Here is a 23,425-nt window from a genome sequence, read left to right on the forward strand (position 1 = left end):
AAAATTAGCGCAAATCCAATCTTTTCGCACCGCTTCAGCGCAGGAGTTCCGCCGCGCGCCGCGTATCTCGACCATCACGACGGCACCTTGCGGGGGCATCCGGCCATGATCTCTTCCCTCGGCAGTTCCAGCAGCGCGGCGACGCTCCAGAAATTCTTTTCCAAGGCGGATGCCAACAGCGATTCGTCGCTGTCCAAGGACGAGCTTCTCGGTGCGCTCGGCGGCACCTCGGCCGCATCCGACAGTGACACGCTGTCCTCGGCGGTCGACGGCCTGATCGGCAGCCTGGACAGCGACAAGAGCGGCTCGCTCAGCGCGACGGAGTTCAGTTCCTTCTCCAGCCGGTTCGACCATGGCAGCGGCAGCGCCCTGCTGGCGGCGCAGGAGCAGGCGAGCGCGATGCAGCAGCAGTTCGCGCAGAACCTCTATTCCAGCCTGGACAGCGACAGCAGCGGCGGCATCAGCACCGACGAGCTGACCTCGGCCCTCACCTCCGCCGGCCAGTCGTCCACCGACGCCTCGTCGCTGTTCGGCAGCCTCGACAGCGACGAGGACGGATCGATTTCCGAGGACGAGTTGAGCAGCGCGCTGAAGGAAGCCGACGCCAACCGCCCACCGCCGCCTCCCCCGCCGCCCGCCAACGACAGCGACACGGCCAGCGCTTCCGACAGCACGTCCGACAGCGGCACCGCGTCGGCGGGCGGCACGACCAGCTACGACCCGCTGGACACCAACAAGGACGGCTATGTGTCGGAACAGGAACGGATGGCCGCCTATGGCGGCGGCACGCAGCAGCAGGCGGGCGGCGTGACGTCCAACCGCCTGAGCGGCGACATGCTGCGGACATTGATGCAGGGCATCAACGAGGTTGCCGCGTAGCCTTGTGGGTTCGGATGCGCGGCACGGGAAAGGGCGGTCGGCGGGTGGCGCCGGCCGCCTTTTCTTTTTTAGAACGGCCCTCAGACCGCCCGCCCCTCAGACCGCCCGGCTATGCCGCCCGGCGCCCTTGGACAGGTGGGTGTCGAAGCGGGCGGCGACGATGCGCATCAGGGGGCGGGCGCTCTCCGGCACATGGACGCGCCGGCCCTCCACCACCGCGACGCCGTCGGCGACCAGATCGGCCATGCCCTCCAGTTCCGCGTCGAAGGCCGACTCAGGCAAGCCGTGAGCCTGGGCGATGGCGGCGGTATCGACCGACAGGTCGCACATCAGCCGCATGATCAGGTCGCGCCGCACCTTGTCGTCCGTGGTCAGCGCGATGCCCTTGCCGGTGGGCAGGCGGCCTTCCTCGATGGCGGTGGCGTAATGGTCGAAGGGCACCGCGTTCTGCACATAGCCCTGAGGCAGCGCGCCGATGGAGGAGGAACCGAAGCCCAGCAGCACCTCGGCGTCGTCGGTGGTGTAGCCCTGGAAGTTGCGGCCCAGCCGCCCTTCCTCCTGCTGCACCGCCAGTTCGTCGCCGGGGCGGGCGAAATGGTCGAGGCCGATGGCGCTGTAGCCGGCGGCGGCCAGCGTGTCGCCGATGGCGGCGAACTGTTCCCAGCGGCCGAGCGAACCGGCCAGCACCGACTCGTCGATCTTCTTCTGGTGGGTCTTCATCCACGGCACATGGGCGTAGCCGAAGACCGACAGCCGGTCGGGCGCCATCTCCAGCGCGATCAGGGCGGAGCGGGTGACGCTCTCCACCGACTGGTGCGGCAGGCCGTACATCAGGTCGAGGTTGACGCTGGTGATCCCGGCCTCATTCAGCCAGGCCAGCGCCTGTTCGGTGACGGCGCGCGGCTGGACGCGGTTGATCGCCTGCTGCACCGTCTCGTCGAAATCCTGCACGCCCAGCGAGGCGCGGTTGACGCCGGCGCGGCCCAGCGCCGCCGCCATTTCCGCAGTCAGGGTGCGGGGGTCGATCTCCACCGCCAGTTCGGCATCGGCGACGACATCGAAGCGGGTGCGCAGCAGCGCGATGATCGCCTCGAAATCGTCCGGCGCCATCATGGTCGGGGTGCCGCCGCCGAAATGGATGTGGCGCACCGCCAGCCGGCCGGGAACGCGTTCGGCCACCATGGCGATCTCGCGCCGCAGATGGCTGAGATACTCGGCGATCGGCTCGTAGCGCGCGACGATCTTGGTGTGGCAGCCGCAGTACCAGCACATCTTCTGACAGAAGGGAATGTGCAGGTAGAGCGAACCCGAGCGGGCGGGATCGATCGCCTCCAGCCAGCCGCCATAGACGTCGCCGTTCACCTCGGGCGTGAAGTGCGGCGCGGTCGGGTAGCTGGTGTAACGCGGCACCCGCAGCCCGTCATACTTGGCGAGCAGCGCGGGATCGACACCGTGGGAACGGGACGGGGCGGGGGCCGGCTTTACGGCCAGGGCGGTGATGGCGTTCATGAGCGACAGAGTGCCGCAGTCCCCCCACCCCTGCCTTGATCCACGTCAAGATCGCGGAGGCGCCCCCCTCAGCGCTTCGCCGCGGCAGCGGCCAGACGCTGTTCCAGATGCTCGTGCAGCAGGTTCAGGTTGGCCCGGTTGGCCTTGAAGGCGATGTCGAACACCGTGCCCAGCACCGGGACGGACCCGCCGGCCCAGTCCAGCAGGACGTTGAAGACCATGCGGGCCACCAGCGTCTTGGGCAGGTCGAAGCGGGCGGCTTCCATGATGATGTAGGCGGAAACCAGCGCGGTCGCGGTGTCGCCCGCCACCGGCACCAGGCTGGCGATGCCGTCCAGCCCGACCGGGATGCGGGTGAAGGGGATACGCCAGCGGCTGTCCATCAGGCGGGACAGGCGGCGCAGCCGCTCCAGCCGCTGGAAATCGATGGAGACCGAGCTGCCGGCCCCGCCCGGAGCGGGATCTTCGGCAACGGTGCGCCGGCGTGTGCGGATGGCGTCGATCATCGCAAGTCCCCCCGATCTGTCGGTCCCGCGCCTGCCGCGCGACTCCCCACAAAGGAAGAACCGGCCAGCAGGCCAACGGGTTCCGCCGCTCCGGAACAAAGTTCGCGCACCCAACAGATACCATCAACAACTATCTTTGACGATAACCTTTGCCGATCGGCATCAGGTCGCCCGGGCCGCCGCCCGCTCCCGCCTGGTGCCGGCGGCATAAAGCAGCGCATAACCGGCCAGCGCCGAGGCGAGCGAGCCGGTCAGCACGCCCAGCCGCACCGCCACCGCATGCTGCGGGTCGGCGAAGGCCAGCGTGCCGATGAACAGGCTCATGGTGAAGCCGATGCCGGTCAGCACGGCGACGCCGTAGATCTGGCCCCAGTTGGCCCGTGCCGGCCGCTCGACCACGCCGATATGCACGGCGATCCACACGGCCAGGAACACGCCCACCTGCTTGCCCACGAACAGGCCGAGCGCGATGCCCAGCGGCACCGGTTCCAGCAGGCTGGCGGGGGTGATGCCGTCCAGCGGCACACCGGCATTGGCCAGCGCGAAGACCGGCATGATGAGGAAGGCGACCCAGGGATGCAGCGCATGCTCCAGGCAATAGAGCGGCGCATCCTCCGCCCGCTTGCCGTCGGCATCCTTGACCCGCAGCGGAATGGCAAAGGCCAGGACGACGCCGGCCAGCGTGGCGTGGATGCCCGATTTCAGCACGCACACCCACAGCACCAGCCCCAGCAGCAGATAGGGCGCCAGCGAGCGCACCCCGGCCCGGTTCAGCAGCCACAGCCCGACCGCCGATGCCGCCGCCAGCCCCAGCGCCATCGGCACCAGCCCGTGGCTGTAGAAGACGGCGATGATCACGATGGCGCCCAGATCGTCCATGATCGCCAGCGCCAGCAGGAAGACGCGCAGGCTGGCCGGCACGCGGTTGCCCAGCAGGGCCAGCACGCCGAGGGCGAAGGCGATGTCGGTCGCCGCCGGGATCGCCCAGCCCTGCAGGGCGCCCGGTTCGGCCTGGGCGAACAGGCAATAGACCAGCGCCGGCACCGCCATGCCGCCCACAGCCGCGATGCCCGGCAGCATCGCCTTGGCCGGGCTGGACAATTCGCCCTCCAGCACCTCGCGCTTGATCTCCAGCCCGACCAGCAGGAAGAAGATCGCCATCAGCCCGTCGTTGATCCACAGGATCAGCGGCTTGTCCAGACCGACGCCGCCCGCCGTCACCGCCAGCTTCGTCGCCAGGATCGTGTCGTACAGCGGGGCCGCCGGCGAGTTCGCCCACAACAGGGCGAGCACCGCCGCAATCATCAGGACCACGCCGCTGGCGCTTTCGGTTTTCAGGAAGGTGGCGAGGCGTCCAAGCGTCATCGCGTCTCGTCTTTCCGGGCTGTTGGTCGAAAGGAACAAATGGCACCGTCAGGCTTCCGTTGAAAGATGCGGATGTCGAAAAAAATGTGCGTGCCAACGATCGGCAGAGCATCGCGGCGAATTGACGCGCATGTGCATCTAAGCTGCTGCTGCCGCTCCGGTTTTCGACGCCGAATACTTGAAGCCAGTCGGGCTTATGTCTTTTGATCGCTGGCGATGCCCGCGGGCAGCCGACACAATTCACCCAACAGCATCAAGCAGAGCCGAAGGGCGATCACCCGCAAGGCTCTGGGCAGGCCGGCAAACGGCCGCCCGTTCCGGAGGAAACGACCATGACCACGCTTTACTGCGCCTGCTGCGGCAGGCCCTTCGTCCGCATGTCCGCCCGCGGTCCGGCGCCCTTCTATTGCTCCCAGGATTGCCGGCTTCAGATGGCGATCCGTCGGCGCGCCTGGAGTGATCGGATGAGCCGCGACAGGACGGCCACCCGGCAGACCGTCGAGCGGCACGAGGTGGAGCCGGCCCCCTTCGGCCGCCTCCCCGCCGCAGCGGGCGGACGGCGGACCGCAGCCTCCTGGAGGTGAAACGCACCGCCCCCCGGATCGGCGGCAAGACGGCGGCAGGACGGGGGAGGAATGGCGGAAAAATGGAACCGGCCCCTCTTGCAGCGGACCGCGGCCGACCTCATGTGGTCGCGGTCACGCTGGTGCCCTGCGGTGCCGGCGTGCAGCCTGTCGACTGCACCCATTTGACCGCCGGAGCGCCGCCCCTTCATGCTCGACCTTCTCGCCGACCCGAATGTCTGGGCCAGCCTTCTGACGTTGACCGCGTTGGAGATCGTGCTGGGCATCGACAACATCATCTTCATCTCGATCATGGCGTCGAAGCTGCCGCCCGAACGGCAGCACAGCGCACGCCGCGTCGGCCTGGCGCTGGCGCTGCTGACCCGCTTGGCGCTGCTGGCCTCCATCGCCTGGGTGGCGCAGCTGACCCAGCCGCTGTTCACCGTCGCCGGCTGGGAGGTGTCGGGCCGCGACCTGATCCTGATCCTGGGCGGCCTGTTCCTGCTGGCCAAGGGCACGCTGGAGATCCACCACACCGTCGAAGGCCATGAGGAGACCGGGTCGGCGCCCAAGCACGCCACCTTCACCTCGGTGGTCGTCCAGATCATGTTCCTGGACATCGTCTTCTCGCTCGACAGCGTCATCACCGCCGTCGGCATGTCCGATCACCTGCCGGTGATGATCGCCGCCGTCGTCATCGCCATGGCGGTGATGCTGTTCGCCTCCGGCCCGGTCGGCGACTTCGTCAACCGTCACACCACGGTGAAGATGCTGGCGCTGTCCTTCCTGCTGCTGGTCGGCGTGGCGCTGGTGGCGGACGGCCTGGGCTTCCACATCCCCAAGGGCTACCTGTACTTCGCCATCGCCTTCTCCGCCCTGGTGGAGGCGCTGAACCTGATGGCCCGGCGCAAGCAGAGCCCAGGGCACTGACGGCAAGGTGGGGGACGCCCGTCCCGGCGCCCCCCTTCTTCCTCACGCCTCGGCGCGTTCGGCCATCATGTGCTCGTAGGCGACCTTGAACAGGTCGCGGATCGACACGATGCCGACCGCGCGCTTGCCCTGGGTGATCGGCAGGTGGCGGTAATGCTTGTCGTGCATCAGCTTCAGCGCGTCGACCGCGTCGGCGTCGGGCGGCAGGCTGTCGGGGTTGCGGGTCATCACCGTCCCCACCTCCACCGCCGACGGGTCGAGGTCCTTGGACAGCACCTTGTTGTTCAGGTCGCGCTCGGTGACGATGCCGATCAGGGCGCCGTGATCGACCACCAGCACCGCGCCGATGTTCTTGTCCGCCATCATCTTCGACACGGTGGCGACGGAGGTGTCCTCCGGCACCAGGATCAGTTCCTGCGACTTCACGACGTCCGGAACCAGCTTGCGTTTCATGACTCCCCCGATGATCTGGTTGTTGTGGACCAGACTGTAGCCAAAGCGGACGATCGGGGAGAACAACGGCATCGCAGCAGAAGCGGCGCCGATTGTCGCAGGTTCACCTTTCGAATACTTACGAAGCTTTTGGCGAGGCGTAGGCCGACCCCGCCGGTGACTGCCGCCCGGCAATCACCATGCCCAGCACCAGCAACAGCGTGCCCAGCACCACCGCGGCGGCGGCCCCCAGCAGCGCGGCGTTGAAGCTGCCGGTGCGCGTCACCACCAGCCCGGCCGGCAACGGCCCGATGATCTGCCCCAGCCCATAGGCCGCGGTCAGCGCCCCGACCACCCGCGCCGACGCGCCCCCCGAAAGCTGCCGCCCCAGCGCGAAGGCCTGCGACACGATGCCGACGAAGGTGCCGCCGAACAGCAGGGCGGAGACGACGGACGCGGTGGGCGATCCGGTCATCGGCAGCAGGATGGCCACCGTCTGCGTCAGGTGCGCCAGGATCAGCGACCACCAGCTGTTGGTGCGACGGGCGACTGCGGCCCAGAACACCCCGGCGCCCATCGCGCCGATGCCGACCACCATCCAGGCGGCTTCGCCCACCGCGGCGGTGCCGGGATCGGTCTTCAGGATCGATACCAGGAAGGTGGCCGACACGATGTAGCCGCCACCCTCCAGGAAGTAGGCGAGCGTCAGCAGCAGCAGCGGCGCCGACAGCCCGCCCGCCCGCGCCGGGGCAGCCCCCTCCGCCTTGGCGGCCCTGGCATGATGCTGCGGCGCCGGATCGCGCACCCAAAGGCCGGGCATCAGCCCCAGCACGGCGCAGATCGCCCCCAACGCCAGCCAATCGCCGTCCCAGCCCAGCCGCCCGCCGAACAGCGCGACGAACAGGCCGGAGGAGGCGATGCCCACCCCGATCCCGGTGTAGAGCCAGCCGGCCAGCCGCTCCCCGCCGCCGCGGGTCAGCGTGTCCAGCACCATGGCGATGCCCAGGATGAAGATGCCGGCGCTCGACACCCCCGACAGGAAGCGCAGGACCAGCCAGGCCGGCATCGCCTGCCCGGCGTCCCCCAGATCGAGCCCCATCGCCGCGGTGGTGGCGACGCTGACCAGCAGCGACAGCCGGAAAACGGCGGTGCGCGTGGCGCCGTGCGGCACCAGCCCGGCCCCCAGCGCGCCGATGAAATATCCCAGATAGTTGAGCGAGGCGAGCAGCCCCGCCCCGTCGGCCCTCAGCCCGGTGGCGTCCTGCATCGCCGGCAGGATCGGGGTGAAGGCAAAGCGCGCAACCCCCATCGCGATGGCAAGCCCGATCAGGCCGCCAACCAGCACCCGAACCATGATCCACGCCCTCTCGGTTTTTCAGCCGGCTCTTTTGATCGGGAACTGTTCGGCCGGCCGATTGATTTGTCCTCCATCATGGCCGCGGCACTGCCCTCATTTCCAATGAATTGTTCTGATGATAAGCTCCACTTTCAGTGATGGGTGCCATGCACGGAACGGCGAAGGAGGCAGCGCGATGGATCTGGCCGGTTTGCGGGTGGTGAAGGCGGTGGCCGACACCGGCAGCGTCAGCCGGGCGGCGGAGGCGCTGAACTGCGTGCAGTCCAACGTCACCGCGCGGATCAAGCGGCTGGAGGAGGATTTGGGCGTCGACCTGTTCCTGCGCCTCAGCCGCGGGATGGAGCCGACGCCGGCCGGCCGGGTGCTCAGCGGCTATGCCGACCGGGTGCTGCGGCTGGTCGCCCAGGCCCGCGACGCGGTGGCGGAGGCGGCCGGGCGCGGCGGCCGGCTGGCGGTGGGCAGCATGGAATCGACCGCCGCGGTGCGGTTGCCGCCGATCCTGGCGCGCTTTCACCGCGACCATCCCGACGTGGAACTGACCATCACCCCCGGCCCGACCGAGACCCTGCTGGGCGACGTGCTGGCCGGGCGGCTGGACGGCGCCTTCGTCGGCGGCGAGGTGGCCCACCCCGACCTGATCGCCCGGCGCATCTTCGACGAGGAGCTTGTGCTGGCCGAACCGGCCGCCGGGCTGACCACCGACTCCGCCCGCCGCACCCTGATCGCCTTCGGCCGGGCCTGCGCCTATCGCGGCCGGGCGGAGATGGCGATGCGCGAGGCCGGGCGCGTGCCCTTCCGCGTCATGGAGTTCGGGGCGCTGGACGCCATCCTGGGCTGCGTCGGCGCCGGCATGGGGGTGACGGTCATCCCGCGGTCGGTGGTGGAGCGCGATCCCTGGCGCGAGCTGCTGGTCGCCCGGCCGCTCCCGCAAGCGCTGGGCCGCATGCCGACGCAGTTCGTGCGCCGCGCCGACGCCATCGAGACCGCGAGCCTGCGCGCCTTTCTCGAAGCCTTTTCCACCGACACCGCTTCCGTTGCCGCTTAGAAAAAGGCCGCCACGGGTGCGACAGGGTCGCCCACATCACGCGCAGGGTTGAACGGCTCGTCCGCGGCATGCTAGGCAGGCGCGGGTTGGCCATCCGGCCCGGTGCCATGCGCGTGCCCAGTCCCGCCGGCGCCGCCGGCCGGAACAGCGGAGAAGAGATCATGCCCTACGTCGTCACCGACGGCTGCATCAAGTGCAAGTACACCGACTGCGTCGAAGTCTGCCCCGTGGATTGCTTCTACGAGGGTGAGAACATGCTGGTCATCCACCCGGACGAATGCATCGACTGCGGCGTGTGCGAGCCGGAATGCCCGGCCGAGGCGATCGTCCCCGATACCGACGACCGCGCGACCAAGTGGCTGGAGATGAACCGCGACTATTCCGGCCAGTGGCCGAACATCACCCGCAAGAAGGACGCGCCGCCCGACGCCGACGAGTTCAAGGGAGTCGACGGCAAGTTCGAGAAGTACTTCTCTCCGAAGGCGGGCGGCTGAGGCCGGACCAGCGGATGCGGCCCGGCTATTCCGAGTCGGGCTGCATCAACCAATTGTGCCCGCCGATGTTGCTATGCAAAATCGACGGGGCGGCCATGGCCGGGCGATGGACGATTTCCGCCCGGTAGATTGCGCGTTCCCTTTGTAACTCGGGCGTAACATCGCTATAATGCGCGACCGGAGCCGGCCTCCGCGCCATTGCCGGTTTTCCCTACGTTCCAGGACCTGTGGCTTTTGTGATCGTCGTGGATGGGTCCCATCCCCACGGCGCCACAACTGTCCGGGGTCCTTTTTCGTCCCTTCCACCGGGGCGGCAAAATGGCGTGATCGCGAGAAGTGAGAGCCAATCCACATGTCGAACAAGCTTGACTTCGAAGCCGGTGACTTCGTCGTTTATCCGGCTCATGGCGTCGGTCGGGTCGAAGGGATCGAGACCCACAGCATTGCCGGACTCGAGGTTCAACTCTACGCGATCACGTTCGAGAAAGAGCGCATGACGCTCAAGGTTCCGGTTACCAAGGCCCGCAACGCCGGCCTGCGCCGCCTGTCCTCCAAGGACCGCATCAAGGTCGCGCTGGAGACGCTGCAGGGCCGGTCGCGCGTCCGCCGCACGATGTGGAGCCGCCGCGCCCAGGAGTATGAGGCCAAGATCAACTCCGGCGATCCGGTGTCCATCGCCGAGGTGGTGCGCGACCTGTATCGCGGTGCCGACCAGTCCGACCAGTCCTACAGCGAGCGCCAGATCTATCAGGCCGCCCTGGAGCGTCTGGCCCGCGAACTGGCCGCCGTCGAGAAGATCGACGAGACCAAGGCGACGGAGCGTCTGGAATCGGTGCTGTCCAAGGCCGCCTGAGTCCTGGTCCCGGTTGCCGGCCTCCACATAGCCGTTTGTGACACGAACGGGCGCGCGGCTGCTACGTCACGCCGCGCGCCCGTCTCGTTTTTCGCCTTTGTTTCCGTGGCATGACACGCCTAAACTCCCGCCGCCTTCCGGCAGACGCCGCCGGAACGACTTCGCGAACGACGTCGAAGGGAATCCAGTTTGGGTCTGCCGCCGCGCCTTGCTCTTCCCAATCGTCAGGCCAGCCGCCATGCCGCGAGCATTGTCGGCGCCGTCGAGGACGGCAGCCGTTTCGCCTCGCTCGGCCGGCCGCGCCGCGTCTGGGCCATCGGCGCCATCCATGCGCAGCCCGACCGGCTGGACTTGATCCATAACGCCATCGGCCAGCGATTCCGCCCCGGCGACCGGCTGGTCTATCTCGGCAACATGATCGGGTTCGGCGACCGGGTGGTGGAGACCATCGACCGGCTGCTGGCCTTCCGCATCGCCCTGCTGGCGATGCCGGGCATGATCGCGTCGGACATCGTCTATCTGCGCGGCCAGCAGGAGGAGATGTGGCAGAAGTTGCTGCAACTCCATTTCGCTCCCGATCCCCGCACCGTGCTGGACTGGATGCTGCGCCAGGGCGTGGCGCCGACGCTGGCCGCCTATGGCGGCAACCTGGACGCCGGGATGGCGGGGGCGCGCGGCGGGGCGGTGATGCTGGGCCGCTGGACGCGCGAGCTTCGGCAGGCGGTGGCCGCGCGGCCGGGGCACGAGCAGCTGTTCAACGCCCTGCGCCGCGCCGCCTACACCGGCGGGCCCGCGAATGAGGGGACCGCGAATGACGGGGCACCGGATGGGACCGCCGGCGGCGAAGGCTGGACCGGCAGCAGCCGGGGCGGCGGAAGCCTGCTGCTGGTGAACTCCGGCATCGATCCCCGGCGCCCGCTGACTGGCCAGGGCGATGCCTTCTGGTGGGGCAGCGCCGCCTTCGCCCGGCTGGAGCAGCCCTATGGCGGCTTCAATCGACTGGTGCGCGGCTACGATCCCGGCTGGACGCCGGAAAGCCCCGGCGTGGATGTCGGACCGGTGACGGTGACGCTGGACGGCGGCTGCGGCCGAGGTGGCCACCTCGTTTGCGCCTGTTTCGATTCTTTCGGCGAGATGCTGGATCTTTTCCAAGCGTGATCCATCCTTAGGTCCAGCCTGACCTTTAATCCCGTCCGCCCCCTTCCCCCGTATAGGTCCGGCTATCCTTCCGGCAGCCATCCCATGGGCCGCCGGCAAAAATCCTCCGTACCTTGTGATCCGCCCCCCCTACACCTGCGTATGATTCCGCAACAGGGCGCGCTCATGCTTGTTGTCTAACCCGACGGCATCGACCGGGGGCAGGCGGCAAAGCGGCGAAGACCCGATAGTACGGGGATATGCGAAGGAACACGATGCCGCCCAGACGGGAAGGAAGGGACGGATGGCATACATCGACGATCCGGAGACTCAGCGTGCTAATCTGAGCTTCATCAAGGCATCCATGCGCGAACCGTTGCTGTCGCGCGACCATGAATTCGACCTCGCCCGAAAATGGCGCGAAGGCCATGACGAACGGGCGCTGCATCAGCTGGTCCGGGCCTATACCCGTCTGGTGGTGGCCACCGCATCGCGCTTCCGCAATTACGGCCTGCCGATGGGCGACCTCGTCCAGGAAGGCAATGTCGGCCTGATGCAGGCGGCCAGCCGTTTCGAACCCGACCGCGAGGTGCGTTTCTCCACCTACGCCGCCTGGTGGATCCGCTCGGCCATGCAGGACTACATCCTGCGCAACTGGTCGATCGTGCGGACCGGCACCACCGCCGCGCAGAAATCCCTGTTCTTCAACCTGCGCCGACTGCGCGCCAAGATCGACAGCGCCACCCAGAACGGCAGCGGCGCCCCCCTGACCAAGGAAGGCCGCGAGTGGATCGCCGGCGAACTGCAGGTCGAGGTGTCGGAGGTCGAGGCGATGGAGATGCGCCTGTCCGGATCCGACCAGTCGCTGAACACGCCGGTGGCCGACGGCTCCGACGACGACTGGCAGGATTTCCTGGCCGACCAGCGCCCCTCGCCCGAGGACGTGGTGATCGGCATGCGCGACGCCAACACCCGGTCGCAATGGCTGGCGGACGCTTTGGGCGAACTGAGCCCGCGCGAACGCACCATCATCCGCGAACGCCGCCTGCGCGAGGAAGGCGCCACGCTGGAGGAGTTGGGCCGCGAACTGGGCGTCAGCAAGGAGCGCGTGCGCCAGCTGGAGCATCGGGCGCTGCTGAAACTGCGGCAGTCGATGCTGAAGCGGGTCGAGGATTCAGACGACCTGCTGGCGGAGGCGTGAGGGTTTCGCACCGGCTGCCCCCACCCCCGACCCTCCCTCGCTATCGCGGGAGAACGTGAGTTTAGTGCAAGGGCGGCGGAGTTCCCTCTCCCGCGAAGCGGGGGAGGGTTAGGGAGGGGGCAACAACCAAGCGCCCCCACCCCTTCACACCATCAATGCCGGAAGTGCCGCATTCCGGTCAGCACCATCGCCAAACCCTTTTCGTCCGCGGCGGCGATCACGTCGGCGTCGCGGATCGAACCGCCCGGCTGAATCACGGCCGTGACGCCCGCCTCGGCAGCGGCCAGCAGGCCGTCGGCGAAGGGGAAGAAGGCGTCCGACGCGACGACCGAGCCCTTGGTCAGCGGCTCCGACAGGCCGGCGGCCTTGGCGGCTTCGGCCGACTTGATGGCGGCGATGCGGGCCGAGTCGACGCGGCTCATCTGGCCGGCGCCGACACCGACCGTGGCGCCGTTCTTGGCATAGACGATCGCGTTCGACTTGACGTGCTTGGCGACGCGGAAGGCGAACAGCAGGTCGGCCAGTTCCTGCTCGGTCGGCGCGCGCTTGGTGACGACCTTCAGCTCGGCCGGGTTGACGCGGCCGCTGTCGCGGTTCTGCAGCAGGAAGCCGCCGGACAGCTGCTTGATCATCATGCCGGGCTCGGCCGGGTTCGGCACATCCTTGGTCAGAAGCACGCGCAGGTTCTTCTTGGTCGCCAGCAGCGCGCGGGCGGCCTCGTCGGCATCCGGAGCGATCACCACCTCGGCGAACAGCTTGGAGATCTCCTCGGCCGTCTCGGCGTCCAGGCTGCGGTTGACGGCGATGATGCCGCCGAAGGCACTGACCGGATCGCACAGCAGGGCCGACTTGTAGGCCTCCAGCAGGTTCGCACCCTGCGCCACGCCGCAGGGGTTGGCGTGCTTGATGATGGCGACGGCCGGCTGCTCGAACTCCGCCACCAGCTCGAAAGCGGCGTCGGTGTCGTTCAGGTTGTTGTAGGACAGCTCCTTGCCCTGCAGCTGGACGGCGGTGGCGACGCCGGGACGCTTCTCGCCGGTGACGTAGAAGGCCGCCTGCTGGTGCGGGTTCTCGCCATAGCGCAGGGTTTGGGCCAGCGATCCCGACAGGGTGGTGCGCGGCGGGAAGGTTTCGCCCAACTGGCCGGCCAGCCAGGTGGAGATGGCGGCGTCGTAGGCGGCGGTGCGGGCATAGGCGCGCTGCGCCAGCTTGCGGCGCAGGGCCAGCGTGACGCAGCCGTCATGGGTCGCCAGCTCGTCCATCACCGCCTCGTAATCGGACGGCTCGGTGACGATGGCGACGAAGTCGTGGTTCTTGGCGGCGGCGCGGATCATCGCCGGCCCGCCGATGTCGATGTTCTCGACGCAGTCGTCATAGGCCGCGCCCTTGGCGACCGTCGCCTCGAACGGGTAGAGGTTGACCACCACCAGATCGATGCCGGGGATGTCGTGCTGCGCCATCGCGTCGGCGTGGATGTCGCGGCGGGCCAGGATGCCGCCATGGACGCGCGGGTGCAGCGTCTTGACGCGGCCGTCCATGATCTCCGGGAAGCCGGTGTGGTCGGAGACCTCCTTCACCGGCACGCCGGCCTCGGCCAGACGCTGGGCCGAGCCGCCGGTCGACAGGATCTCGACGCCGCGGGCGGCGAGCGCCTTGCCCAGTTCCACCAGACCGGCCTTGTCGGACACGGAGATCAGGGCGCGGGTGATGCGGACCTTGTCGGGGGCGGGGGCGTGGTTGGCTTTGGGCGGGCTCATGGCGTCATCCTGATCGCTGCGGGTGTTGGATCGAGGCCGCAGGCAACCGGGGAGACCCGGACAAGCACGGAAGAAGAAAAGCACGGACGGCCACGGAAATGCCGCTCGGCTGTGCTTATCCCTGCCCGCCCCCCGGCGATGCCGGCCCGGACGGACTTGGATAAGCACGGCGAGACGAGTCCCGTGGTCGTCCGTGCCCCAAATCCCGTGTTCATCCGTGTTTCCACGCCTCTTCCGAACGGAATAGGCCCGGCCACCGCGGATGGGCGCGATTTACGCCGCCTTGCGCTCGCGGCGCAAGGCCCATTTCACCGTCAGCCCTTCGGGGCCGCATTGTCCCTGCATCATGATCTGCCGGCTGCGGCGCGGTTCCTCCCCGCTGCCGAGATAGACGCTCTCCGCCACCTCCAGCACGGCGCCGGTTACCCGCATGCGCCAGGCATTGCCGCTGGGCAGGCGCAGAAGAACCTGATCGTTTCCCTGCACCGGCACCACCTCGACGTTGGGGTGCAGGTGGAAGCGGATGGCGTAGGGCTGCGGCTGCGGCGTGGCGCCGATCACCGGCTCCAGCGTGTCCTCGCCGCGCAGATCCTCGCCATTGTCGGCCAGATAGACGCGGCGGCGGTGCAGCAGGCCGAAGCCCTTGCTGTAGCCGTTGTGGCTGGCCACCACCAGCATGGCGCCATCGGATTCCTGCCGTTCGCAGCTGACATTGGTCGGCCGGCGGCCCAGCCCGCCCTTCTCCAGCACTTCCGACGAGTTGGTGTCGGCCACCACCATGGTCGAATGGGCGGCGGTCCCGGCCAGCGCCGCGCGCCAGGGGCCGCGCTGGGACGGATGGCTGCCGCAATTGACGATCAGCCGCTCCTTGCTGACGGAGACCTCCATCGACAGGGTGCCGGCATGGGCGGTGCGGTCCAGCCCGACCGGCGGCGGCGCGCCGGTGTCGAGCAGAACCAGCGTGCGCCCGGCGAGCAGCCGCTCGAACCCGGTGTGCGGCGCGCTCTTCAGCGGACGGCCGCGGGCGTCGGCCTGGGCCAGAACCGTGTCGATCAGCGCTGGCTCCTCTTCCCGCCCGCCGTTGAACAGGGCGAGCCCGCCATCGACATGGCGGAAGAAGCGCAAGGCCGGCGTCATGCGGTCGATGGCATGCTGCAGGCTTTCCGGCACCTCCTCCTTCGCGACGCGCAGAACGGCGCGCATGTCGATCAGGTCGCGCAGAACCCGCATCTGGATCGACGGGTTGCGCTCCACATGGCCGCCGTCGGGCAGGATCTGGCGCGGCAACTCCTTGTCGAGCAGGCGCAATGCCTCGCGCGCCGCCTTGTCCTGGTCGGGCAGGCAATAGCCGCCATAGAGCAGGCCCTTGATCGCGCCGATCAGCCGTTCGCCGTCCAGCTTGGCCGGCGCCACCCGCAGCAGGTGGCGAAGCTGGCGGGCCATGCTCTCGAACACCCGCGCACGGAACTCGTCGTCGGCGGAGGCGCAGTAGAAGTCATGCAGACCGATCCAACTGGCCAGCCGCACGCCCAGCACGTCGGGCGCCCAGCTCTGCGCGTGCCAGCCGCCATTCTGGTCCAGCCACGACCACACCAGCACCCGCGCCCGCCGCCGCGCGGTGTCGCCGCCGACCGCCCGCAGGTCGCGCAGCCACTCGAAGCCATGGGCGGCGCGCAGCCAGCCGGCGCCGGCGCCCTGGGGCCGCCAGTTGGGGGCGCCGTTGGGATCGACCATGATCGGTTGCCCGGCGAAGCTCATCCGTCCGGCCAGCATGGCGTTGCCGTTGTCGGTGTCGCCCGGCCAGGGATCGGGCGGGATCACCGCCAGCGCCCCCGGTGCCTTGCCGCCCAGCATCAGGGCGTAGAGGGGATTCCCATAGGCAAGGCGCGCCATGCCGCTGCGAAACCGTCCGTTCCCGTCGCCCATCTGCGCCGACTCCTTCAGGACCGCGAGCGGCGTCGGCAGCCGGCGGAGGGTGATGATGCGGTGCGGGAGAACACGGACGAAAGCATAGGTGGTGTCGTATCAATTCGCCGTCTGGACCGCAAGACAGGCCTGGGATTTATCCCGCGGTGCGGACCGCATAAGGCCTCAGTCCGGGCGTCGGCGCAGGCGCGCCACGAAGAAGCCGTCGATCCCGCCGAGGTCGGCCAGCATGCCCGGAAGGCTGCGCACCTCTCCCGCCTCGTTGATCGGCTCCGACAAGCCGCCGAGTTCGTCGGCGGTCACAGGCCAACGCTCCACCCGCCTGTCCTGTTCCAGCAGGCGGGCAACCTGCGCCTCCCCCTCCTCCGGCTGGATCGAGCAGGTGCAGTAGATCAGCGTGCCGCCGGGCTTGACCAGATCGACCGAGCGGGCGAGCAGCCGCGACTGGGCGCGGGCCAGCTTGGCGATGTCGTCGGGCGTCTTGACCCGCAGGATGTCGGGGTGGCGGCGGATCGCCCCCGTGGCCGAGCAGGGCGCATCGAGCAGCACGGCGTCGGCCGGCTCCTCCGGCTCCCAGGTGGCGGCATCGGCGGCCAGCACCTCGGCCTCCAGCCGCAGGCGCTTCAGGTTCTCCGTCACCCGCTCCAGCCGGCGGGCCGAGCGGTCGATGGCGGTGACCTGTGCGCCCTGCACCACCAGCTGCGCCGTCTTGCCGCCGGGAGCGGCGCACAGGTCGAACACCCGTTTGCCCGCCAGATCGCCGAACAGCTTGGCCGGCAGCGAGGCGGCGAGGTCCTGCACCCACCATTCCCCCTCCTCGAAGCCGGGAAGCTCGGTCACCGACCCGCCGGGCGGGCGGCGCAACGATCCGGTCGGCAGCAGGGTGGCGCCCAGCCGCTCGGCCCAGCCCTCCGGGTCCGACTTCACCGTGATGTCCAGCGGCGCCTCGTGCAGGTGCGCCTCGACGATGCCGCGGGTGCGGGCGGTGCCGTAGGCGGAGCGCCAGGACAGCCACAGCCAATCCGGCGTGTTGAGCCGTCCGGCATCCTGCCGCGCCGCCATCTCCGCCCCCTCGCGCCCGATTCGGCGCAGAACGGCATTGATCAGCCCCTTGTAGGGAGCCGCATTGCGCGCCGCCGCCAGTTCAACCGCGGTGTCGACCGCGGCATGGGCGGGAGTGTTCAGGAACACCAGCTGCGCCGTGCCCAACCGCAGCATGTCGTGGATGGCGGCCTTGGGCAGACCCGGCTTGGCGAGGCTGGCCTGGATCATCTCGTCGATCTGGCCCAGCCGGCGCAGGACGGTGGCGACCAGCAGGCGGACGAAGCCGCGGTCGCGCGGCTGCAGCGCCGCCAGTTCGGGATGCGCGTCGAACGCGTCGTCGAAGGGAACGGACTTGCGCAGCACGTCGCGCAGCAAGTCGAGCGCAACGCCGCGGGCGGCGAGGGAAGTGTCGGTCATGGGTATGGATCTAGCGCGCCGGACGGCCAGTGTCGATAAGGGATGCCCGGTGTTTCCAAGCTGTGGAGCGCGAAAATGCGGGGCCGGAAAAAGCGAAGGGCCGGTGCGTTGCCGCCCGGCCCTTAGGTCTTCGCTTCTCTACCGGAGAACTGGAGCGGGCGAAGGGATTCGAACCCTCGACCCCAACCTTGGCAAGGTTGTGCTCTACCCCTGAGCTACGCCCGCGCTCCCGTCGTCCGGGAGCCGCTTTCTACGGAAACGCGGCCTCCGCCGCAAGAGGAAAATTCACTGCACTCTCACTTTTTTCGCGACAGCCTTCCAGCCCCTGCTACGCTGCGGCACCCGGCGCCTTGCGTCCCGGCGGAGGCGCGCTATGGTACGCGACCATACGGCAACGGATGGAGAGTGCGGCATGGCCGGCACCATCACTCTGACCCGCGATGGCGTGGTCGCGACCCTGACCCTGTCCAACCCGGACAAGCTGAACGCCTTCGACAAGCCGATGTGGCACGCCCTGATCGGCCACCTGGCCGCGCTTGAAGCCGACGAGGGAACCCGCGTCGTGGTGATGCGCGGCGGCCCCGGCTCCACCGGGTCCCGCACCTTCTCCCCCGGCGCCGACATCTCGGAGTTCGAGAGCGAGCGCAACAGCCCCGAACAGGGCGCCGGCTATGGCGACCTGATGGACGAGGGGCTGGACGGGCTGCGGTCCTTGCGCCACCCGGTTCTGGCTGCCATCGACGGTCCCTGCTGCGGCATCGGTCTGGCGGTGGCGCTGGCCTGCGACCTCAGGGTCTGTTCGGAAAGCAGCCGCTTCGGCGTTCCGGTCAGCCGGCTCGGCATCTCCATGGGCCCGACGGAGCTGAAGCTGGTCGCCGACGTCGCCGGCGGTCCGGCGGCGCTGGAGATCCTGCTGGAGGGCCGCGTCTTCGGTGCCGCCGAGGCCAAGGACAAGAACCTCGTCCACCGGGTCGTCGCGGACGAAGGCTTTGAGGCGGAGATCGCCGCCACGATCCAGCGTATCGCCGCCGGCGCACCACTGGCAGCCACCCTGCACAAGCGCTACGTCCGCCGCCTGTCCGACCCGGCGCCGCTGACCGAGGCGGAGATCGCCGAATGCTACCGCTGCTTCGGCACCGAAGACTTCCGCGAGGGCTACCGCGCCTTCCTGGAGAAGCGGAAGCCGGTGTTTACCGGGCGCTGATCTTTGGGAATGGTGTGGTCGCGGATTACAAGATCGACACGGATGTCACGGATTTAGACACGGATTACACGGATTTTCCTTGATCGTGACGACGCCCAGGCTCTTCCCGTCAGACTGCCACCCGGGCAACGCCACATCCGTGAATTCCGTGCTTCAATCCGTGACATCCGTGTCGATCTTGCCCGCCGATCCCGCACTCCCCGAGAAACAGCGCGCTTACGCATGGCAGGGCTTTCGCATGTGCGGTGGTCAATGCGGCGGAACGTCTCACATTCGTAGGGTTCCGCTCCCTGCCTGACGGTCCGTCATGTCGCGCGTCACCCCGCTGATCATCGCCTGCGCCCTGTTCATGGAGAATCTCGACGCGACGGTGATCGCCACCGCGCTGCCGGCGATCGCGCGGTCGATGGGCGAGGATCCGCTGCGGCTCAGTCTGGCGATGACCTCCTACATGCTGGCCCTGGCGGTGTTCCTGCCGGTCAGCGGCTGGGCGGCGGACCGCTACGGCGCGCGCACCGTCTTCGCCAGCGCCATCGGCGTCTTCACGCTGGGCTCGGTCGCCTGCGGCCTGTCGAACGGGCTGGCGGAACTGGTCGCCGCCCGCATCGTCCAGGGGATCGGCGGGGCGATGATGGTGCCGGTCGGCCGGCTGATCCTGCTGCGCACGGTGCCGAAGGACCAGCTGGTGACGGCGATGGCGCGGATGACCCTGCCGGCGCTGATCGGGCCGGCGCTGGGGCCGCTGGTGGGCGGCGCGATCACCACCTATGCCTCCTGGCGCTGGATCTTCTTCATCAACGTACCGATCGGGCTGGTCGGCATCGCCCTGGTGCTGGCGCTGATCCCCAACCTGAAGGAGGAGCAGCGCGACCCCTTCGACGCCCGCGGCTTCCTGTGGAGCGCCATCGCGCTGGCCGCCTTCATGTTCGGCTTCGAGAATGTCGGGCGCGACCTGCTGCCGGCCAGCGCGGTGGCGATCCTGCTGGCGGTGGCGCTGCTGGCGACGCTGGCCTATCTGCGCCATGCCCGCCGCGTGGCGCGGCCGGTGCTGGACCCGTCACTGTTCCGGCTGCCGACCTACCGCGCCTCGGTCCTCGGCGGCACGCTGTTCCGCATCGGCATCGGGGCGGTGCCCTTCCTGATGCCGGTGATGCTGCAGATCGGTTTCGGCCTGACCGCCTTCGAGTCGGGAGCCCTCACCTTCGCCGGGGCGGCGGGGGCGCTGACCATGAAGGCGCTGGCCGGCCCGATCCTGCGGCGCTTCGGCTTCCGTCTGGTGCTGACCCTCAACTCCCTGGTCAGCGGCGCGATCCTGGCCGGCTATGGCGCCTTCCGCCCCGACACGCCGCATCTGGTGATCCTGGGGGCACTGCTGCTGGGCGGCTTTTTCCGCTCGCTGCAGTTCACCGGCATGAACACGCTGAGCTACGCCGAGGTGCCGCAGGCGATGACCAGCCGGGCCAACACGCTCGCCAGCGTGATGCAGCAGCTGTCGCTGAGCCTGGGCGTCGCCGTCGGCGCCACCGCGCTGCACCTGACCACCCAATGGAGCGGCGGCGCCCTGACCCCGTCCTCCTTCGTTCCCGCCTTCCTGACGGTGGGGCTGATGGCCTGCGCCTCCAGCCTGCCCTTCTGGCGCCTGCCCGCCGATGCCGGCGACGAGATCAGCGGACATATCGGCACCCCCCGCCCGGGAACGCCCCCCGAAACACGGCGTGACGCCGCCCGCAGCGCAACCGTCAAGGCCGCCGCCCTGACCGACGCCGCGGATTAGCAAAGACGGGGGCGAATGGCCGCCGTCCCATTTCCGAGCATCGCAAACACCCCTATCCATTATACGGATATGCCCGGATCGCTGTGACTTCGGATGAGAATAATTCCGGCGATCATGATTAATTTTCGTGCGAGTCGCTTTTACTAGCGCGTGCGTTCCGGGCGCGTTCCCGCTATAAACATGCATGGCGGCCATGCGCCGTCCTCAAGATAAACGGGAGGCTCCGGGCGGCTGCGCACCGGGGCGGGACAGCATGATGGATTGGGACAAGCTGCGGGTATTCCACGCGGTGGCCGAAGCCGGCAGCTTCACGCATGCCGGCGAGACGTTGAACCTCAGCCAGTCGGCGGTCAGCCGCCAGATCAGCGCGCTTGAGGAAAGCCTGGGCGTTCCGCTGTTTCACCGCCACGCCCGCGGGCTGATCCTGACCGAACAGGGCGAGCTGCTTCACCGCACCGCCCGCGACGTGTTCGCCAAGCTGTCGATGACCGAGGCGATGCTGACCGAAAGCCGGGAGCATCCCAAGGGACCGCTGCGGGTGACGACGACCGTCGCCTTCGGATCAACCTGGCTGACGCCGCGCATCAACGAATTCATGTCGATCTATCCCGACATCCAGCTGACGCTGCTGATCGACGACGACGAGCTGGATTTGGCGATGCGGGAGGCGGACATCGCCATCCGCATGAACACGCCGCGCCAGCCGGACCTGATCCAGCGGCATTTGATGTCGATCCGCTTCCATCTCTATGCCAGCCAGGGCTACCTGAAGAGGAAGGGTACGCCCAAGACGGCGGCCGAGCTGGACAGCCACGACCTGATCACCTATCCGCCCGACGTGCGGGCCCCGATCCCGAACGTCAACTGGATCATGGAGGTGGGCGACCCCTCGCCCAACCGGAAGCCGATCCTGCAGGTCAACAGCGTCTACGCCATCTATCGCGCGGTGGAGAGCGGGCTCGGCATCGGCGCGCTGCCCGACTTCCTGGTCGACAGCTTCTCCAAGGACGTGACCCGGATCCTGCCGGACGTCGACGGGCCGAAGGTCGATGCCTATTTCGTCTATGCCGAAGAATTGCGCCATTCCAAGCGCATCGCGGTCTTCCGCGACTTCCTGGTTAAAAAAGTGGCAGAAACTCCGTTCTAACCACGAACATTTTTAGCGATCCTGTAAGAGAATTGCCGAAATCGACGGCGCCCTTCCTACTTTCCGGAGCGGCACCGTCAATTTCGGCATTTTTATTAGCCTTCTAAGGGTATTTTGAAGCCATGCGAGTCTTGCATGGTAGATTTATACATTTGTGCCTGGAAAGTTGGCAGCAGAATGGTCAAATTTTGACCGTTGGTTGTTGCGACGCAGCATCCGATGTTTCGTCCCGGAGGTCTCCCCTCCGGGGTTGGGTCCTCGGACCCAGCGTCTCCCAGACGTGAAGCCTCCCTGTTCAACTCGCCGCTAATCCAACGGGTTAGCGGCGGTTTTTTTATGTGCGCAGGGGCTGGGGTCTCGCCGGGGGAATGATCGGACCGCATTGCCAATGTCCTGCGGCGGCGGACAAGTCACCGCCATGGCGCCGACGCACAAAGGGCCGCCCCATCGGACGGCCCCCTGTTCATGCTCGGCTGCCTGCCCTTCAAGCCGTCTCAACCAGTTCGAACTGCGCGGCGCGCTCGTTCACATTGGTGCGGATCCGCTCCAGCGCAGCCAGCGGAATGTCGATCTTCACGCAAGGCTCCTGAATGCGCGGATCGTCCCCCGGATAGAGCGCCTCGTACTCGGCGGCATTGTCGTAGGCCTGGCGGTTGTCAGCTTCGAGATAGGTCTCGACCGGCAGCCCCTCGGCATACATGCCGTCATGGCTGTCGAGTTCGATGTGGAAATATTCGATCTCCTCCATCGCATCGACTTGCCGAATCGACGACCCGTTGATCAGCAGGCGGGCCGAGACACCATACTCGCCGATCAGCAGCGCATGACCGGGGGAGATGTAGAGGTCGCGGGCGGGCACACCTTGGGCGATGGCGCCGCGGGCGATCCTGACCGGTAGGTGAACCTTGCGCAGATGATCGGTGTCGAAGGACGACCCCGCCAGCAGCCGCCGGCCGATCCAGCGGATCGCACGGAACTCGCCGGTCACCGAAGACTGGATCACATCGCCGATCTTCAGGCTTTCGACGGGCACATCGCCGAACATGGAACGGACATAAGTGCCGCGGAGGATGCAGGTTGGTGTCGGTTCGGGAGCCATGGTCCGAAGTTTCCTATATCAATTGAAAGCCCTCCACCGGCCGCGCCAAACCTCTCGATGTCCGGCACGGCAGTGGCGCACTCCGAAAAGGTTACTCCGTCAAGCAATCGATGGGGCCGCGAAGTTGTGCGGAGTTACGACTGCCGGTGACCAATTGTCGCAGATGCGCCGGTCGCCGACTGCGGCATTTCGTCCGATTCCCGTCCCTCCAGCGCCGCCCGCGCAAGGGCGAGGATGTTGTCCAGCCGGATCACCAGTTCGTTCTCGCACAGGGCGGAACGTGCTGACGCGGCTTCACTTATGATTGCGCGCAAGGCGTCGTCCCGTGTCATGCCCACCTCCGGTTTCATGCAGTCCGCTCGTCGCCCGAGCAGACCCGGCCTCTCCGCCGCCCCATCGCCTGTGAAGAATTTCACAGCCGGCTTCCCGCCGATTCACATACCCATTTATGCATCGGCAACGGAGGGCTCCCCCATGCACATGCGCAACATCAGGGTGAACGGCAAGCGGACCAGCATGAAGCTGATGCCGGTGGAGTGGGAGTCGCTCGAGGAAATCTGCGCCCGCGAGAACATGACGATGAGCGAACTGGTTTCGAAGATCGATGCCGAACGCCAGGACTGCGACAATCTCACCGGCTGCGTCCGCGTCTATGCGCTGTGCTATTTCCGCAAGGCCGCCAGCCTGTCGGAGCCGATGCCTCGCCACCGCGCGCCGGCGGCCGTGGCCTTCGCGGCGGAATAACCGCCCGGCCCATCCCGCATAAAATCTATCCCGCATAAGCGG

Annotated in this window: 22 protein-coding genes and 1 tRNA gene; 12 read left to right on the forward strand and 11 right to left on the reverse strand. The window is 67.9% G+C overall.

All coding sequences use genetic code 11. From position 1 onward, the window contains the following. Positions 1–105 precede the first annotated feature (105 nt). Positions 106–879 (forward strand): EF-hand domain-containing protein, encoded by a 774-nt coding sequence (locus B9N97_RS25165; RefSeq protein WP_143266842.1) that lies wholly within the window; start codon positions 106–108, stop codon positions 877–879. A gap of 96 nt (positions 880–975) precedes the next feature. Here the strand turns inward: B9N97_RS25165 and hemN are convergent, their stop codons facing one another. The 3 genes from hemN to nhaA form a co-directional block, all read right to left on the reverse strand. Beyond that, a complete protein-coding gene (gene hemN / locus B9N97_RS25170) occupies positions 976–2,388 on the reverse strand; it encodes an oxygen-independent coproporphyrinogen III oxidase (protein ID WP_085090393.1) in 1,413 nt (470 codons plus the stop codon). 68 nt (positions 2,389–2,456) lie between these two features. Next, positions 2,457–2,894, reverse strand: coding sequence for a DUF4112 domain-containing protein (locus B9N97_RS25175; RefSeq protein ID WP_085090394.1), 438 nt, complete (start codon positions 2,892–2,894; stop codon positions 2,457–2,459). 162 nt (positions 2,895–3,056) lie between these two features. Next, complete coding sequence (nhaA, locus tag B9N97_RS25180) at positions 3,057–4,259, reverse strand: Na+/H+ antiporter NhaA (RefSeq protein WP_085090395.1); 1,203 nt, start codon at positions 4,257–4,259, stop codon at positions 3,057–3,059. Between the two features lie 332 nt (positions 4,260–4,591). On the opposite strand from nhaA, the gene B9N97_RS25185 reads away from it, so the two are divergent. Beyond that, positions 4,592–4,843 carry a hypothetical protein gene (locus B9N97_RS25185; protein WP_085090396.1) on the forward strand — a complete coding sequence of 84 codons (252 nt, stop codon included), beginning with the start codon at positions 4,592–4,594 and terminating at the stop codon, positions 4,841–4,843. Between the two features lie 189 nt (positions 4,844–5,032). Next, positions 5,033–5,752, forward strand: coding sequence for a TerC family protein (locus B9N97_RS25190; RefSeq protein ID WP_085090397.1), 720 nt, complete (start codon positions 5,033–5,035; stop codon positions 5,750–5,752). Positions 5,753–5,794: 42 nt separating this feature from the next. Here the strand turns inward: B9N97_RS25190 and B9N97_RS25195 are convergent, their stop codons facing one another. Together B9N97_RS25195 and B9N97_RS25200 are read right to left on the reverse strand one after the other, a co-directional pair. Then, a complete protein-coding gene (locus tag B9N97_RS25195; RefSeq protein WP_244560889.1) occupies positions 5,795–6,205 on the reverse strand; it encodes a CBS domain-containing protein in 411 nt (136 codons plus the stop codon). A 118-nt stretch (positions 6,206–6,323) separates the two neighbouring features. Further along, positions 6,324–7,538: a YbfB/YjiJ family MFS transporter gene (locus B9N97_RS25200; RefSeq protein WP_085090399.1), complete on the reverse strand. Its 1,215-nt coding sequence runs from the start codon at positions 7,536–7,538 to the stop codon at positions 6,324–6,326. A 178-nt stretch (positions 7,539–7,716) separates the two neighbouring features. Between B9N97_RS25200 and B9N97_RS25205 the strand changes: the two genes are divergently transcribed. The 5 genes from B9N97_RS25205 (at position 7,717) to B9N97_RS25225 (ending at position 12,271) form a co-directional block, all read left to right on the forward strand. Continuing rightward, on the forward strand, positions 7,717–8,586 hold the full coding sequence (locus tag B9N97_RS25205) for a LysR family transcriptional regulator (protein ID WP_244560890.1): 870 nt from the start codon (positions 7,717–7,719) through the stop codon (positions 8,584–8,586). Positions 8,587–8,747: 161 nt separating this feature from the next. Further along, on the forward strand, positions 8,748–9,080 hold the full coding sequence (gene fdxA, locus B9N97_RS25210) for a ferredoxin FdxA (RefSeq protein WP_085090756.1): 333 nt from the start codon (positions 8,748–8,750) through the stop codon (positions 9,078–9,080). 352 nt (positions 9,081–9,432) lie between these two features. Beyond that, the gene (locus B9N97_RS25215) at positions 9,433–9,933 is read left to right on the forward strand and encodes a CarD family transcriptional regulator (RefSeq protein ID WP_014248912.1); all 501 of its coding nucleotides are present in this window, start codon (positions 9,433–9,435) and stop codon (positions 9,931–9,933) included. A gap of 189 nt (positions 9,934–10,122) precedes the next feature. Continuing rightward, the gene (locus tag B9N97_RS25220) at positions 10,123–11,091 is read left to right on the forward strand and encodes a metallophosphoesterase family protein (protein ID WP_085090400.1); all 969 of its coding nucleotides are present in this window, start codon (positions 10,123–10,125) and stop codon (positions 11,089–11,091) included. Positions 11,092–11,374: 283 nt separating this feature from the next. Continuing rightward, positions 11,375–12,271, forward strand: a complete 897-nt coding sequence (locus B9N97_RS25225; RefSeq protein ID WP_085090401.1) for an RNA polymerase factor sigma-32 — start codon at positions 11,375–11,377, stop codon at positions 12,269–12,271. A 152-nt stretch (positions 12,272–12,423) separates the two neighbouring features. On the opposite strand, the gene purH is transcribed toward B9N97_RS25225, so the two are convergent. The 4 genes from purH to B9N97_RS25245 all read right to left on the reverse strand — a co-directional run bounded on the left by purH (position 12,424) and on the right by B9N97_RS25245 (position 17,640). Beyond that, complete coding sequence (purH, locus tag B9N97_RS25230) at positions 12,424–14,028, reverse strand: bifunctional phosphoribosylaminoimidazolecarboxamide formyltransferase/IMP cyclohydrolase (protein ID WP_085090402.1); 1,605 nt, start codon at positions 14,026–14,028, stop codon at positions 12,424–12,426. Between the two features lie 273 nt (positions 14,029–14,301). Then, positions 14,302–15,954, reverse strand: coding sequence for a heparinase II/III family protein (locus B9N97_RS25235; protein ID WP_085090403.1), 1,653 nt, complete (start codon positions 15,952–15,954; stop codon positions 14,302–14,304). A gap of 165 nt (positions 15,955–16,119) precedes the next feature. Continuing rightward, positions 16,120–17,415, reverse strand: coding sequence for an RsmB/NOP family class I SAM-dependent RNA methyltransferase (locus B9N97_RS25240; RefSeq protein ID WP_085090404.1), 1,296 nt, complete (start codon positions 17,413–17,415; stop codon positions 16,120–16,122). Positions 17,416–17,565: 150 nt separating this feature from the next. Further along, positions 17,566–17,640, reverse strand: a tRNA-Gly gene (locus B9N97_RS25245). Positions 17,641–17,827: 187 nt separating this feature from the next. On the opposite strand from B9N97_RS25245, the gene B9N97_RS25250 reads away from it, so the two are divergent. The 3 genes from B9N97_RS25250 (at position 17,828) to B9N97_RS25260 (ending at position 21,540) form a co-directional block, all read left to right on the forward strand. Then, positions 17,828–18,619, forward strand: coding sequence for an enoyl-CoA hydratase/isomerase family protein (locus tag B9N97_RS25250; protein WP_085090405.1), 792 nt, complete (start codon positions 17,828–17,830; stop codon positions 18,617–18,619). Between the two features lie 307 nt (positions 18,620–18,926). After that, positions 18,927–20,393, forward strand: coding sequence for a DHA2 family efflux MFS transporter permease subunit (locus B9N97_RS25255; RefSeq protein WP_085090406.1), 1,467 nt, complete (start codon positions 18,927–18,929; stop codon positions 20,391–20,393). 256 nt (positions 20,394–20,649) lie between these two features. Beyond that, the gene (locus B9N97_RS25260; protein WP_167393386.1) at positions 20,650–21,540 is read left to right on the forward strand and encodes a LysR family transcriptional regulator; all 891 of its coding nucleotides are present in this window, start codon (positions 20,650–20,652) and stop codon (positions 21,538–21,540) included. A gap of 484 nt (positions 21,541–22,024) precedes the next feature. Here B9N97_RS25260 and B9N97_RS25265 read toward each other — a convergent pair whose 3' ends face one another. Further along, complete coding sequence (locus B9N97_RS25265; RefSeq protein ID WP_085090408.1) at positions 22,025–22,639, reverse strand: Hint domain-containing protein; 615 nt, start codon at positions 22,637–22,639, stop codon at positions 22,025–22,027. A gap of 134 nt (positions 22,640–22,773) precedes the next feature. Further along, a complete protein-coding gene (locus B9N97_RS25270) occupies positions 22,774–22,971 on the reverse strand; it encodes a hypothetical protein (RefSeq protein WP_143266843.1) in 198 nt (65 codons plus the stop codon). Between the two features lie 142 nt (positions 22,972–23,113). Here B9N97_RS25270 and B9N97_RS25275 point away from each other — a divergent pair, with 142 nt between their 5' ends. Further along, positions 23,114–23,383 (forward strand): ribbon-helix-helix domain-containing protein, encoded by a 270-nt coding sequence (locus tag B9N97_RS25275; protein WP_085090410.1) that lies wholly within the window; start codon positions 23,114–23,116, stop codon positions 23,381–23,383. Positions 23,384–23,425: the final 42 nt, after the last annotated feature.

Origin of the sequence: Azospirillum oryzae (genome assembly GCF_900177515.1) — a bacterium.
Classification (GTDB): Bacteria; Pseudomonadota; Alphaproteobacteria; order Azospirillales; family Azospirillaceae; genus Azospirillum; species Azospirillum oryzae_A.